This is a genomic window from Streptomyces sp. R21, from assembly GCF_041051975.1.
Taxonomy (GTDB): Bacteria; Actinomycetota; Actinomycetes; order Streptomycetales; family Streptomycetaceae; genus Streptomyces.
In genome coordinates this window covers 2,489,729-2,504,554 of record NZ_CP163435.1, presented here as the reverse complement: position 1 = coordinate 2,504,554, position 14,826 = coordinate 2,489,729, and the positions used below count along the sequence as shown (strand labels likewise).

At 68.1% G+C, this 14,826-nt stretch carries 10 protein-coding genes; 6 read left to right on the top strand and 4 right to left on the bottom strand.

Translation table 11 applies throughout. From position 1 onward, the window contains the following. Position 1 precedes the first annotated feature (1 nt). The 4 genes from AB5J56_RS11285 to AB5J56_RS11270 all read right to left on the bottom strand — a co-directional run bounded on the left by AB5J56_RS11285 (position 2) and on the right by AB5J56_RS11270 (position 4,801). Positions 2–886 (bottom strand): carbohydrate ABC transporter permease, encoded by an 885-nt coding sequence (locus AB5J56_RS11285; RefSeq protein ID WP_369232551.1) that lies wholly within the window; start codon positions 884–886, stop codon positions 2–4. 10 nt (positions 887–896) lie between these two features. Then, positions 897–2,237 (bottom strand): ABC transporter substrate-binding protein, encoded by a 1,341-nt coding sequence (locus tag AB5J56_RS11280; protein WP_369232550.1) that lies wholly within the window; start codon positions 2,235–2,237, stop codon positions 897–899. A 314-nt stretch (positions 2,238–2,551) separates the two neighbouring features. After that, positions 2,552–3,643, bottom strand: a complete 1,092-nt coding sequence (locus AB5J56_RS11275; protein WP_369232549.1) for a LacI family DNA-binding transcriptional regulator — start codon at positions 3,641–3,643, stop codon at positions 2,552–2,554. Positions 3,644–3,787: 144 nt separating this feature from the next. Beyond that, complete coding sequence (locus AB5J56_RS11270; RefSeq protein WP_369232548.1) at positions 3,788–4,801, bottom strand: hydroxyacid dehydrogenase; 1,014 nt, start codon at positions 4,799–4,801, stop codon at positions 3,788–3,790. 602 nt (positions 4,802–5,403) lie between these two features. On the opposite strand from AB5J56_RS11270, the gene AB5J56_RS11265 reads away from it, so the two are divergent. The 6 genes from AB5J56_RS11265 to AB5J56_RS11240 are packed head-to-tail and all read left to right on the top strand — an operon-like array spanning position 5,404 to position 14,753. Next, positions 5,404–6,753 (top strand): extracellular solute-binding protein, encoded by a 1,350-nt coding sequence (locus tag AB5J56_RS11265; protein WP_369242497.1) that lies wholly within the window; start codon positions 5,404–5,406, stop codon positions 6,751–6,753. Continuing rightward, positions 6,750–7,751, top strand: a complete 1,002-nt coding sequence (locus AB5J56_RS11260; RefSeq protein ID WP_369232547.1) for a carbohydrate ABC transporter permease — start codon at positions 6,750–6,752, stop codon at positions 7,749–7,751. The genes AB5J56_RS11265 and AB5J56_RS11260 overlap by 4 nt, the downstream gene beginning before the upstream one ends. Further along, entirely contained in the window at positions 7,748–8,611 is an 864-nt protein-coding gene (locus AB5J56_RS11255; protein ID WP_369232546.1) for a carbohydrate ABC transporter permease, read from the top strand. The genes AB5J56_RS11260 and AB5J56_RS11255 overlap by 4 nt, the downstream gene beginning before the upstream one ends. Before the next feature lie 33 nt (positions 8,612–8,644). Then, a complete protein-coding gene (locus tag AB5J56_RS11250; protein WP_369232545.1) occupies positions 8,645–10,165 on the top strand; it encodes a glycosyl hydrolase family 28 protein in 1,521 nt (506 codons plus the stop codon). Beyond that, entirely contained in the window at positions 10,162–13,488 is a 3,327-nt protein-coding gene (locus AB5J56_RS11245; RefSeq protein ID WP_369232544.1) for an alginate lyase family protein, read from the top strand. The genes AB5J56_RS11250 and AB5J56_RS11245 overlap by 4 nt, the downstream gene beginning before the upstream one ends. Before the next feature lie 17 nt (positions 13,489–13,505). Continuing rightward, complete coding sequence (locus tag AB5J56_RS11240) at positions 13,506–14,753, top strand: alginate lyase family protein (RefSeq protein WP_369232543.1); 1,248 nt, start codon at positions 13,506–13,508, stop codon at positions 14,751–14,753. Positions 14,754–14,826 lie beyond the last annotated feature (73 nt).

The window sequence follows — 14,826 nt, the reverse complement described above, 5'->3', positions numbered from 1 at the left end:
GTCAGTCGGCCTCCTTCGAGGTCAGCCGGTAGAAGAGGAAGGAGGCGATGCCGAGGATGAGGGCGAGCAGCACCGAAAGGGCCGCGGCGTAGTGGTAGTTGCCCGCGTTGAACGCCTGGTTGTAGATGATCATGATGGGCGTGAAGCTGTCGTCGACCGTCTGCGGGGTGACATTGCGGAACAGCGCGGGCTCGTTGAAGATCTGCAGCATCTGGATGACCGACAGCATGCCGGTCAGCACGAGCGCTCCGCGTACGTGCGGGATCTTGATGCTCAGGGCGACCCGGAGTTCGGAGGCGCCGTCCAGTCGTGCGGCCTCGAACAGCTCACGCGGTACGCCCTGGAGTGCCGCGTAGATGATCACCATGTTGTAGCCGATGCCGTGCCAGGTCAGCAGGTTGCCGATGGACGGCCAGACCATCGAGGGCGCGAAGAAGTTCCAGGAGAACCCGAAGAGGTCGCCGATCGGTGTCAGCGGACCGACGTCCGGGCTGTAGAGGTTGATCCACACGATGGCGGCGACCACCCCGGGGATCATGTACGGAATCAGCAGCAGGATCCGGAAGCGGCCGGCCGCCCGCGAGGTGAGTGCGTCCAGGCACAGAGCGAGCACCAGGCTGACGGCGAGCATCACCGGGATCTGCACACAGGCGAACAGGACAACCCTGAGTACGGAGTTGAGGAACGCCGAGTCGGTCAGGCCGTGCTGGTAGTTGTCCAGACCGACGAACTTCTCGGTCGCACCGCCGAGTCCGAGCCCCGACTGCTGCTCCAGGAACAGCGACTGGTAGACGGCGTAGCCGATCGGAATCAGGTACAGGAACACGAAGCCGAGCTGGAAGGGCACCGTGAAGGCGGCGCCCTTCCAGCGCTGGGAGCGGATCATCGGGCGGGCCTCAGCTCTTGACGCTGATGCCGCGGGACTTGAGATCCTTGACCGTCCACTCCTGCATGTGCGCCAGCAGATCGGTGACCTTCTGCTCCTTGTTCATGACCTTCGCCCAGCCGCTCTGCAGCTCCGTGAACATCGCGGTCCAGTCCGGGCCGAAGGTCCAGTCGGTGGTGACCGTGGCCAGGCTGTCCGTGACGGTCTTCCTGCCCGGCTCGTAGTTGTCGCCGAGCAGCTTGTCGGAGATCGCCTCCGAGACGTACGAGTCGCTGTCGGCCAGCGCGGGCATCACGCCGTTGCCGGTCTCCGGGCTCGCCATCGTCTTGACCGCGCCGGTGTCGGTGGACATCCACAACGCCGCCTGAGCCGCCTGCTGTTGGCTCTTGCACTGCTTGGTGACCAGCGTCAGCCCGCCGCTCTGGTTGGTGCCGGCCGGGGTCTTGGCCGCCTCGCCGTCGAACGTCGGCCAGGGGGACAGCGCCCACTTGCCGTCGGACTTGGTGAAGTTCTGCACCATGCCGGCCATCTGCCAGGTGGAGATCTGCCGGGTCGCGGTGCCGCCGTTGTCGTAGTTGCGCTGTACGGCCGCGTAATCCGCGAAGGAGAGCTTGGAGTTGAGTCCGTTGTCGATGATGTCCTGGATCACCTTCGCGGCCTTGAGGCTGCCCGCGTCCTGGAAGTCCACCTTCCACGCGTTGCCGTCGATGGCGTACCAGTGCGCCCCGGCCTGCATGGCGAGCACCTCGAGCGTGCTCGGGTCCTCACCGGCGTAGTTGGTGATCTTGATGCCGTGCTTCTTCAGCACCTTGCCGGCGGCGATGAACTCGTCCCAGGTCGCGGGCGCCTTCAGGCCGTACTTCTTGAATATGTCGGTGCGGTAGATGGTGAACGCGGGGGCCGAGCTGGTGGGAACACCGTAGATCTTGCCCTGCACCCCGGCACCGGCCCACGCACCGGCGTTGAACTTGTCCTTGCTCGACTCGACGTACTGGGTGATGTCGGCGAGTGCACCCTGCGAGACCCATGTGGTCACGTACTCGGCGGTGTTCTGCACCAGACAGGGCGCGTTGCCCGCCTTGACGGCGTTGGTCAGCTGCTTCTGCATGGTCAGCTGATCGGTGACCTTGGTGTACTTGAGCTTGATGTCCTTGTGACTGGCGTTGAACGCCTTGACAACCGCTTCCTGGCCGTTGGCCCAGCCCCAGAAGGGCAGGGTGACCGGCCCGGAAGACCCTGAATCCGCGTCGTCTCCGGAGCCGGACCCGCCGCATGCGGCGAGCAGGCCTGTCAGCGCGAGGCCCGCGACGGCGGCGCGGACGACCCTTCTGCGGGGGCTGGTGGAGTTCATCTGACCCTGATCCTTCGGAGTAGGTGTTCTCAGAACGAAAGGACGGCGGCTCAAGCAGAAGCTGTAGAAAGCGGTTGCCGTGGACGGTAGGCCTATCCGTCTCCCCGGAGCAAGAGGTCCCCGGAAAATTGTTACGCGGGGTTGTCCGGGAGGTTAGGTCGGAGGGGTGGGGAGGGGTGTGCGCCGGGCGGGAATTTGCGCAGGCCAGGGGTGTTTTGGGGAAGCATGGGCCGCCTGCCTCGGGTGCCGTAAGGGTTGCGGGGCGGGCTGGGATACGGTCGGAAAACGTTTACGTAACAGGGTGGCGGGATGCGCTACGGGCGTCGGCTCGGCGGGCAGACGGACTGTCGTACGACGACATGGGTGCCCAGCACCAGGTGGTCGCCGTCCCCGCTCCGGCGGCGGCCCGCGCCGCCCTCGCGCCGGTCGGCCACCGCGCGCAGCGCGACGCGGCCCATTTCCTCGTAAGGGACGTGCACAGTGGTCAGTTGGGGTGTGAGCTGGGAGGCCAGCGGGATGTCGTCGTAGCCGACGATCGAGACGTCCTCGGGTACCCGGAGTCCGGCCGCGCGCAGTGCCTGCATCGCGCCCGCGGCGACCACGTCCGTGCCGGCGAGCACCGCGGTGAAGTCCGGTGTGTCGTGCAGAGCCGTCACGACGGCCTCGTAGCCGTGCTCGTAGTCGTACGGGCCGTGCCGCACCATGCCCGGGTCGAAGGGCACCCCGTACGCCTCGAATGCCCGCTCGGCACCCCTCAACCGGCCCTGGGCAGTGGTCAGTTCGGCGTGTCCCGGCAGCACGAGTACGCGGCGGTGCCCGGCCGACAGCAGATGGCTGGCCATCGCGTAGGCGCCGCCCTCGTTGTCGTAGTCGACCGTCGTCGCCGGCACGTTGCCCTCCAGTGGCGGCCTGCCCACCAGGACGAGGTGCGAGCCGGCTGCGTCCAGCGAGCGGGCGAACCGTGCCATCCGGACCTGGTACTCGTCGAAGTCGTACGCCCCGCCGAGGAGCACCACCGCCGCGACGCCCTGCTGGCGCATCATGTTGACCAGCGCGAGCTCCCGCTCCGGATCGTCCCCGGTCGTGCCGACCAGCGACAGCCAGCCGCGCAGCGAGGCCGCGCCCTCGACGCCCTTGGCCACGTGGGCGAAGGCGGCGCCGGTGATGTTGTTCAGGAGGATGGCCACCGTCGGGGTGCCGCCGCCGGCCAGTGAGCGGGCGTGCGCGTTGGTGACGTAGTCGAGATCCTTGACGACCTTCATCACCCGGCGGCGCAGCTCCTCCGACACCGGGTAGTTGCCGGACAGGACGCGCGACACGCTGGCGACCGAGACGCCCGCCCGCTCGGCCACGTCCCGGATGGTGGCGCGTCCCGCGGGGTCGCTCGACACCTTGCGCTGGTTCACCGTGGCGACTCCTTGACCGTGACGACTGCCGCCGAGGCGACTCTCCCGCCGGACGGGCCGGGGTCCCGAACCCCGCCGGTGGCGAAACCGTATCCCATCGTTTCCGGGCGGCCGGGCGCGCGGCGGATGCGGTGGACGCCGCGGTCAGGCGACACGGGCCAGGTCCGCGCGCCGGACCTCGTGGACCGGTGGCTGTCCCGCGGCCACGCGGGTCAGTTCGTCGGCGACGATGCCCCCGAGGCGCGCCAGCTCGTTGCCGAGGGAGCCCGCGATGTGCGGGGTGAGGAACACGTTGGGGAGGTTGTACAGCGGGGAGCCCGCGGGCAGTGGCTCGGGCTCGGTGACGTCCAGCACCGCGCTGAGGCGGCCGGAGAGCAGTTCATCGGTGAGGGCCGCGGGATCGACCAGGGCGCCGCGCGAGGTGTTGATCAGTACGCCGCCGTCCTTGATGAGGGCGAGCCGGTCGCGGTCGAGCATGCGGTAGGTCTCGGGGATGTCGGGTGCGTGCAGGCTGACGATGTCGCTGCCGCCGAGCAGGTCCTCCAGCGACAGGGGTTCGGCGCCGAGTGCGGCGGCCTCCGCGGTATCCACGTAGGGGTCATACAGCGAGACGGCGAAGTCGAACGGGCGTAGTAGTTCCAGCAGTCGGCGGCCCACGCGGGAGGCGCCGATGATGCCGATCCGGCGGCCGAGGTTGCCCGTGGCCGCGGTCTCGGCGGCGGTCGGCTGGGCGTGGGTGGCCCGGAAGCGCTCGCGGTGGACGAAGGTGTCCTTGCCGAGGAGCAGGATCATGCCGAGCGTGTACTCCGCGACGGGGAGCGCGTTGCCTGCGGCCGCGCTGGCCACGGTGACGCCGCGATCCCACAGCGTCTCGCCGACCAGTGAGCGGACGGAGCCTGCGGCGTGCAGGACGGTGCGCAGTCGGGGTGCCGTCTTGAGTGCGTCCGCGTCCAGGCGGGGGCAGCCCCAGCCGGTGATCAGTACCTCGGCCTGGGCGAGCGCCTCGGCCGCGTCGGGGGCCGCGAAGTCCCGCACGACGAGATCGGTGTCGATCTCGGCTACCTCCTGGAGTCGCTTCATGAGCGGGGGAGGGAAGAGCAGGGGGAGGTGCACCGGGTCCATCGCGAACACGACCCTTGGGGGGTGGGCGCTGGGCATGACTCTCCTGAGGTACTGGGAAACAGTTTCAGAAAGCGTCTTCTACCGTAGGTCTGCGGTGAGGAGCGGGTCAAACAGTGTGGGCGTTTGCTGGCGAGGGCGCCTTTCGCAGTTCGGTCCGGTGGGTGGGTCGGGGCCGTGCCGGTACGTTCTGCCCGTCGCCGCGTGGGCGTACTGCCCGGGGTTGATACACGGCGGGACTTGGCGGGCGGTCTGCTACGCGACGGGCAGGAACGTACCGGCACGGCCCCTTCCGTCGGATTGCGGCTGCGGGCCGTCGTCAGTGTGGGTGCGTGACCGGCAACCGGTTTCTGAGAGTGTCGTCTAACTGGCTGCTCGTGGCTTGTTGGTCCCGTCGTCTGCCGGTTCGGTGGTGGGAACAAGTTGCCTGCGCACTGGGCGCTCTCGGGCCAGCTTCCCTCTGGCTTCGCATGTCGCCGGGGGTGACCAGTCTTTTCGAAAGTTCGTCAGGAGTCTTGACGGGGTTTCCGGGCAGCGAAGAAGCTCTGCGCACCTGTCGTGGCAACCGGTTGCCCTTGGAGAGGCGTGCTGTCCTCGGCTGGCTGGTGGCCGCTCAACTCGAAGCAGAAGGTGAGGCGTTCATGCGCTCGCAGGCCGGGGCTCCTCCCAGTCGTCGCAGGTTTCTCGGGTGGTCGGCGGGTGCTGTCGCGGCCGGCGGCGGGGCGCTGAGCGGCTGTGCGCTCCAGGTGTCCAGTGGGGTGAGCGGGTCGGGCGAGACCGTCACCGTGATGGTCAAGTCCGGGGAGATCACCCCTGAGCAGGCCAAGCAGGCGCAGAAGGACATCGGCGTCAAGATCGTCCTGGTGAAGTACGACCTCACCAAGTTGATCGCGATGATGACCAATGGCCATCCGCCCGATCTGGTGCGCGGCCTCGGGGCCGTGGACGCGCCGTATTTCGCGGCGCGTGACGTGATGGAGGATCTGGATCCGTACTTCGCCAGGAGCAGTGTCCTCAGGGCCGGTGATCTGGATCCGGTCAACGATCTGTGGCGGTATGACGGGAGGGTCCAGGGCAAGGGGCCGCGCTATGGGATGGCGAAGGACTTTTCCCAGGACTCCATGTATTGGTACAACACCTCGCACTTCGACAAGGCGGGCGTCGACTATCCGTCGGAGTCAGAGCCGGTCACGTATGGGGAGTGGCTGGAGAGCGCCAGGCGGCTGACTCGGCGGAAGGACGGCCAGACGACCGTTTTCGGTGGCAGCTACAACGGGGTGCTCACTCCCAACCTGCTGGCGAGCCTGGCGGTGGCCGCGGGAGGGAGTGTCTTCAGTGACGACTTCTCGCGTGTGGACTTTGCCGCTCCCGAGGCCCGCAAGGCACTGGGGTGGTACATCGACTACTGCCGGGCCAAGGTCGGGCCGAGTCTGATCCAGCCCGATCCCAACACCTGGGACGGGCCCACCTATCAGGCGAACCGGATGGCCATGTCGAACGCCGGCTACTGGCTCGGCGGGCTGATCAACACCGACAAGAAGCTGGCGCAGGTGTCCCGTCTTGCCCCTGCTCCGGTGTTCGAGGGCGGGAAGCGGGTCAGCTCCTGTCAGGCCGGCACCGGTTTGTGGATGCCCAGGAAGGCGCGGAACAAGGACGCCGCGTGGCGGGTCTTCGAGTGGTTCTTCGGTGAGGGGCCCGCGAAGGAGCGCGCTGCCGGTGGTTGGGGCATTCCCACGTTGAAGTCTCTGCGATCGCTGATGCCTGATCAGGAGACATATCAGAAGCGGGTGTTGAGGGTTCAGGAGGCCGAGCTGAAGCACTTCTCGGTGATCGCCTTCACCCCGTACGCCACGGCGGACTCGCTTCTTGCGATCTTCAATCAGATCGCCCCGGCCGCCATGAGGGGCCAGATGTCCGTCGACGCCCTCGCGAGGCAACTGAACTCGGCCATGAACGAGCAGCTGAAGCGTGGCAAGGAGCAGGTGGGATGACCGTCGAGCAGATCTCCTCCGTCAAGGACCATCGGCCCGACCAGTCCGCGGGCGTCGGTGGCGCGCGTTTCGCGGAGCGTCCGCGGACCTCCATGACCGCGCGCAGGCACCGGGCGTTCTACATGTTCGCCTCGCCCTGGATCGCCGGGTTCCTGCTGCTGACCATCGCCCCGATGGCGTACGCGCTGTGGCTGAGCTTCACCACGTTCGACGGGATCTCGCCGCACTGGCGGTACGTCGGGCTCGGTAACTACCGTGAGCTGCTGTCGGATTCGGTCACCTGGGACTCCCTGGGACGCGCCGGACTGTTCGCGGTGACCTCGGTGCCGCTGTCGATCACCGCCGGGCTCGGGCTCGCCGTTCTGGTCAACCGGCCGCTCAAGGCGCGTGGTCTGTTCCGCACCCTGCTCTATCTGCCGGCCGTGGTGCCGCCGGTCGGCGCGGGAATCGCCTTCAAGCAGCTTTTCGACCAGAACTCCGGTGCCGCCAACGGTGTGTTGAACATCTTCGGCGTCGATGCCCTCGGCTGGCTCGCCGACCCCTACGCCCGCTATGTGCTGTTGATGACGGTGCTGTGGAGCGCCGGAAACATCATGATCATCTCGCTGGCCGGGCTCCAGGACGTGCCCCGCGAGCTGCACGAGGCGGCCCGCATCGACGGCGCGAGCGCCTGGCGGACCTTCCGCAGCATCACCGTGCCGCTGCTCTCGCCGGTCCTGCTCTTCCAGACGGTGACCGGCGTGATCGCCTCGGTGCAGACCATCATGCCGCTGCTGCTGTCCGCCGACGGCACCACGGGAGGCGTCACCTCGATCCCGCAGTCCAACTACCTCTACATGATGCATGTGTTCGCGGAGTACTTCGCGCTCGGCCGCTACGGCTACGCCTCCGCACTGCTGTGGGTGCTCTTCGTCCTGATCCTCATCGTGACCGGACTCATCTTCAAGGCCACGTCCGGCGTGGTGTTCTACAACGTCGAACCGGAGGCGAAGAAGTGACCGCTGCCGACCTGCCCCCCAAGTCCCCGGCCGGTGTGCGGCTGCGGGTCAACCGCCTCGTCCTCTACACGGTCCTCGTCGCCCTGACCGGACTGTTCGTCGGCCCGTTCGGCTGGCTCGTCGTCTCCGGCCTCAAGACACCGGCCGAACTGGCCGCGTCACCCGTGCACTGGCTGCCGCACCCGTTCCAGTGGCACAACTTCGTCGACGCCTTCGACCTCGTCGACTTCCTCGGCTACGCCCGCAACTCACTGATCATCGCGACCATTTACGCCACCCTGGTCACGCTCAGCTCGGCCTGGGTCGGCTTCGGATTCGCCCGACTGAGCGCACCCGGGAAGAAGACGCTGTTCGGCGTCCTGCTCGGCTCGATGATGCTGCCCCAGATGATCACCCTCCTGCCGACCTACCTGATCTTCGCCAAGCTCGGCATGGTCGACACGTACTGGCCATGGGTGCTGTGGGGCCTCGCCGCCGCCCCCTACCTGGTCTTCCTCTTCCGGCAGTTCTTCGCCGGGCTCCCTCGTGAGCTGGAGGAGGCCGCGATCGTCGACGGCTGCGGATACGGCGCGATCTTCTGGCGGATCTTCCTGCCGCAGTCCTGGCCGGTCCTGTCCGCGAGTTTCGTGATCGCCTTCACCTGGACCTGGGGCGACTACATCGCCCCACAACTGCTGCTCTCCACGGACAAGTCCACTCTCGCGGTCGCCGTCATGTCCGCCTACGTCACGCCCGCCGGAACGCCCGTCGCCAACCTGCAGGCCGCGGCCTCCGTGATGTACGTCGTCCCCATCCTGCTGATCTTCCTCGTCGCCCAGCGCGGATTCGTCGGCGGCATGTCGACCTCCGGCCTCAAGTAGCCCCTCTTTCCGGCCTGTTGCAAGGAGTCACCCATGAACACGCCCCTGTCCCGGCGCACCGCCCTGCAAGCCGCAGGCGCCACGGCGCTCGCCGCCGGTCTGTCCGGCCTGACCGCCACGGCGGCCCGCGCGGACGACGACAACTCCGCCCCGAAGCTGGTCACTTACCCCCGCCCGTCGACCATGCCGACCAACACCAGCTTCAAGGTGCGCGTGCGCACCGCCCCCGACGGCGACTGGGCGACCCTCGACATCTGGCGGCCGCAACTGGAGGAGATCAACGCCACCACCGGCTCCGGCAAGGTCCTCAACACGTCGATGGTGTACTTCGACTTCCAGGGCTGCGTCGAGATCGAGGTGACGTACCTCAAGGGCGGCACCACCAAGGCCCGGGTGAGACCGGACGCGCTGGGCATCAAGCCCGAACTCGGCGGAGACACCCTGGTGTTCACCCTGGACGAGCCGCGTGACGTGGTCGTCCAGATCAACGACGAGATCTTCGACTGCCTGCACGTCATCACCAACCACATCGACCCCAACCCGCCCTCGGCCGACGACCCCGACGTCCTCTACTTCGGCCCCGGCGTGCACACCGTCACCGGAAACGTCCTCACCGTCCCCAGCGGTAAGACGGTCTACCTCGCGGGCGGCGCCGTCCTCACCGCCCAGGTGTTCTTCAAGGACGTGGAGAAGGCCTCCCTCACCGGGCACGGAATGCTCTACGGCGGCCCGGGCGGGGTCCTTTGCGAGGGCAGCAAGAACATACGCGTCCAGGACGTCATCATCATGAACCCCAACGGGTACGCGGGCACGTTCGGCGAGAGCGAGAACGTCCATGTGAGGAAGGCGCGTTCGTTCAGCTCGAAGGGCAACGGCGACGGTTTCGACGTCTTCTCCTCTACCGGTGTCGTCTTCGACGGCTGCTTCATGCGCAACTCCGACGACTGCTTCGCCATCTACTGCCACCGGTGGGACTACTACGGCGACACCCGCGACATCACCATCCAGAACTGCACCCTGTGGGCCGACGTCGCCCACCCCATCAACGTCGGCACGCACGGCAACACCGACGCCCCCGAGGTCCTCGAGAACCTGGTCATCAAGAACCTCGACATCGTCGATCACCGCGAGCCCCAGATGGGCTACCAGGGCTGCATCGCCCTCAATCCCGGCGACTCCAACCTGATCAGGAACGTGCACATCGAGGACGTACGGATCGAGGACTTCCGCTGGGGCCAGGTGATCCATATGAGGGTCATGTACAACACGAAGTACAACACCTCGGTCGGCCGCGGCATCGAGGACGTCTACGTCAAGAACCTCAGCTACACGGGCACCCACGCGAACCCGTCGCTGTTCCTCGGCTACGACGCCGACCACGGCATCAAGAACGTCACCTTCGAGAACCTGGTGATCAACGGCCTGGTCGTCGCCGACTCGATGAAGAAGCCCAAGTGGTACATGACCACCGACTCGGTGCAGTGGTACTACAACGAGCACGTCACCAACCTCACCTTCCTCACCACCGCCGAGGCGGAGGCGGCCGCCCAGTGACCACGCTCAGCCGCCGCGGCCTCATCCAGGCGTCCACGGCGCTGCTCCTCGCCGCGGGCACGACCTCCCTGTCCGCGCCCACGGTCCGGGCCGAAACCCCAGGCACCACCGCGGAGTTCACGTTCGCCCACCCCGGCCTCCTGCACACCGCAGGCGACCTCGCCCGTATGAAGGACGCGGTCGCCGCCAAGCAATCGCCCATCCATGACGGCTACTTGGCACTCGCGGCGCACGCCCGCTCCTCGGCGTCGTACCCGGTCCAGAACACCGGCCAGATCACCTCCTGGGGCCGCGGCCCCTCCAACTTCATGAACCAGGCCGTCGCAGACTCGGCCGCCGCATATCAGAACGCCCTGATGTGGTGCGCGACCGGCGAGCGCGCGCACGCCGACAAGGCCCGCGACATCCTCAACGCCTGGTCGGCGTCGCTGACCGCGATCACCGGCGCCGACGGCCCGCTCGGCGCCGGGCTCCAGGCCTTCAAGTTCGTCAACGCGGCCGAGCTGCTGCGGCATACCGGTTACGACGGATGGGCGGACGCCGACATCGCCCGCTGCGAGGAGTCCTTCCTGCGCGTCTGGTATCCGGCAGTGTCCGGCTACATGCTCTACGCCAACGGCAACTGGGATCTGACGTCCATTCAGACCATCCTGGCCATCGGCGTGTTCTGCGAGAACCGGACCCTTTTCGAGGACGCGTTGCGGTTCGCGGCGGCGGGCGCCGGTAACGGCAGCGTCCTGCACCGCGTCGTCACCGCCGACGGCCAGGGCCAGGAGTCCGGCCGCGACCAGGGCCACGAGCAGCTCGCCGTAGGCCTGTTGGGTGACGCCGCCCAGGTCGCCTGGAGCCAGGGCGTCGACCTGTGGGGCTACGACGACCACCGCATCCTCGCGGGCGCCGAGTACGCCGCCCGCTACAACCTGGGCGGCGACGTCCCCTTCATCCTCGACCTCGACCGCACCGGCAAGTACATCAAGACGGCTGTCTCGGACAAGGGCCGCGGCACCCTGCCGCCGATCTACGAGATGTACTACGCCCACTACGCCGGTGTCCGCGGCCTCGACACCCCGCACACGAAGGCCGCCGTCTTTCGCGGCACCGGTGGCGCCCGCGTCGTCGAGGGCAGCAACGACGACCTGCCGAGCTGGGGCACCTACACCTACGCCGGTGTGACGGCCTCACCGCCCACCGAGCCGACACCTCCGGCGGGCCTCACGGCGGCAGGGGAGGACGGGTCGGTCACCGTCAACTGGCTGCCGTCCGCGGGGGCCACCGCCTACACCGTGCGCCGGGCAACCAAGCCTGAGGGTCCGTACGAGACCGTCGCGACCGGTGTCGACCAGCCGACGTACACCGACGACGGCGCGCGCACGGGACGGACGTACTACTACACGGTCATCTCCTCCAACGCCCGTGGAATGAGCGGGAGTTCGCTCCCGGTAGCGGCTTCCGCCGGTCTTCCGCGACCCTGGTCCACCCGCGACGTGGGCGAAGTGAAGACCCCCGGCTCCGCTCGCTTCGACGGCGAGCGGTTCGTGCTGGAGGCGAGCGGCACCGCCGACACCCACCGGCTCGTCCACCTGCCGCTGCGCGGCGACGGCACGGTCACCGCGCGGATCGTGTGGCCGCTCAGCTCGCAGTACTCCAAGATCGGCGTGACCCTTCGCGGCTCGCTCGACGCGGGCGCCGCACACGCCTCGATGCTCATACAGGGACTGCCACTGCACACCTGGAGCGGCGTGTGGACCGTGCGGCCGAAGGCGGGGGCGGCGACCTCCGCCACCGGCAGCACCCCCGTTCCGCCGTCCCAGCAACAGACGATCACCACGTCCGCGTCCTTCCCGATCTCGAACCTCGGCACCCTGCCGGAGTCGGCGACCCCGCTGGAGGCCCCGCATGTCGAGGGCGCGGGCGACGGCTACCGGCTGCGGAAGCCGTACTGGGTGCGGGTCACCCGCAAGGGCGGCCGCTGCACCGGTTTCCTGTCCCCGGACGGCATCCGCTGGACCGAAGTCGGCTCCACCAAGGCTGAGTTGGGCGGCACGGTGTACGCCGGCCTCGCCCTCACCTCCTGCCTCGGCGTCGACGAGGAGTACGCCGAGACCGGCACCGGAGCCTTCGACAACGTCAGCGTGACATCGTCGTCCGGCGACGTCTGGACCCCGCCCCGGCCCGCCCGGTCCACCACGGACCTGCGGTCCACCGCCGGAGCCGACGCGGTCGAACTGGCCTGGACCGACCCGGACTTGTCGGCTCGCTACCTGGTGCTGCGCGCGGCGCGCGCCGACGGACCGTACGAGACCCTCGCCACCGGCGTCGGCCCGGTCGGCTTCGGCACCCACATCCGGTACGCGGACGCGACGGGGGCGCCCGGAACGACGTACCACTACGCCGTCGCGAAGACCGGCACCGGCGGGCGCGGCCCGCTCTCGGAACCCGTCGAGGCGCAGATGCCTACCCCATCGGTACCGGAAATCACCTCCGCCACCGAGGTGTTCGCGAACCAGGGTGCCGAACTCCGGCATCTGCTGCGCGCCTCGCACGAGCCCGTTCGGTTCACAGCGGACAACCTGCCCGACAGCCTGCGACTCAACAGACGCACCGGCCTGATCTGCGGAACCCCTACCGACACAGGCGAGTTCACGGTCACGACCACCGCGGGCAACGCGGCAGGAACCGCGTCCGACACCCTCACCGTCACCGTCGGTACCCCGCCTCCCGCCCCCTGGACGTACGGCGATCTCGGCGACCCCATCCTCGACGACCGCGCCCTGGGAACCCTGGGCGTGGTCGCCATCCGTACTCCCGGCAGCACGTCGTACGACGGCGGGACGTTCACCGTGCGCGGTGCCGGCGTCGATCTGAACGCCAACGGCCAAGGGATGACAGGGCAGTTCGTACGGCGGACCGTCAGCGGCGATTGCGAGATCACCGCCAGGATGCTCTCCCGTACCGGATCAACCACCGACCGTGTGGGCCTGCTGATGACCAAGTCGCTGTCGCCGTTCGACCAGGCGGCCGGGGCGATCGTCACCGGCGGGACCACCGCACAGCTCATGCTCCGCAAGACCGTGGCGGGAGCCTCCGCCTTCACCGGCAACGGAGCCGTCCAACTCCCTTGCCTGCTGCGGCTGAAGCGCGCCGGGACCGCCTTCAGCGCAGCGCTGTCCACCGACGACGGCGCCACCTGGACCTCCCTCGCGGAGGGCCAGATCCCCGACTTCGGTGACGCCCCCTATTACGTGGGTCTCGTGGTCTGCTCCCGCAGCCCGCTGACCCTCGGCACGACGCAGTTCGAGCAGGTGAGCATCGCCCCCACCTAGATTGGAGATGCACTGCCATGAGCCGCACCAACCCCCACAGGCAGGGCAAGCACACGCACGTCAGCCGCCGCGGTCTGCTGAAGACCGCCGGCGGACTCACCGCCGCCCTCGCCGTCGGCGCCTCCGCGTCGGCGGTGAGCGGCGGTACCGCGGACGCCGCACCCGCGACCTTCACCCACCCGGGCATGCTGCACGCCTACGGAGAGCTCAACCGCGCCAAGGTCAGGGTCGCCGCGGGCGACGACCCCTGGCTCTCCGGCTGGAACCGGCTGACCGCCAACGGCCACTCCGCCAGCACCTGGACGCCCAACCCGCAGGCCACCGTCATCCGCGGCGGCACGGGCGAGAACTACGGCATCCTCTACAACGACATCCACGCCGCCTACCAGAACGCCCTGCGCTGGAGGATCGCCGGTACCACCGCCAACGGCGACACCGCCGTGAAGATCCTCAACGCCTGGTCGGCCAGACTCACCACGGTCACCGGCAACGCCGACCGTTTCCTGGCCGCCGGGATCTACGGCTACCAGTTCGCGAACGCCGCCGAACTCATGCGCGGCTACAGCGGGTTCGACCTCGACCGGTTCAAGACGATGATGCTCGACGTCTTCTACCCGCTCAACAACCAGTTCCTCACCGGCCACAACGACGCCTGCATCACCAACTACTGGGCCAACTGGGATCTCTGCAACATGAACTCGATCCTGGCCATCGGCATCCTGTGCGACGACGCGGCCAAGTACGACCAGGCGGTCAACTACTTCAAGACCGGCGCGGGCAACGGGTCGATCACCCACGCCGTCCCGTTCGTCCACGAGAGCGAGGGGCTCGCCCAGTACCAGGAGTCCGGCCGCGACCAGGGCCACACCATGATGGGCATGGGGCAGCTCGGCGCCTTCTGCGAGATGGCCTGGTCCCAGGGGGACGACCTCTACGGCTACGACAGCAACCGGTTCATGAAGTGCGCCCAGTACGTCGCCAAGTACAACCTCGGACAGGACGTGCCCTACACGACGTACACCTGGGGCACCGGCCAGAACTGCGCGCAGCAGTCGCAGACCGTGATCTCCTCCGCGAGCCGCGGCCAGGTCCGTCCGGTGTGGGACATCCTGCACTACCACTACGCCGGCAGACGCGGCCTCTCCGTCCCGTACATCACCGCCATCGCCGAGGCCGGCCGGCCCGAAGGCGGCGGCGGTGACTACGGCTCGACCAGCGGCGGCTTCGACCAGACCGGCTTCGGCACTCTGATGTACGCCAAATAGGCGACCGGACGCCCGTCCGAAACGCTCCCGATGCGCGAGCCGGAGGTGATGTGATGCGCTGACGTGAGGAGTC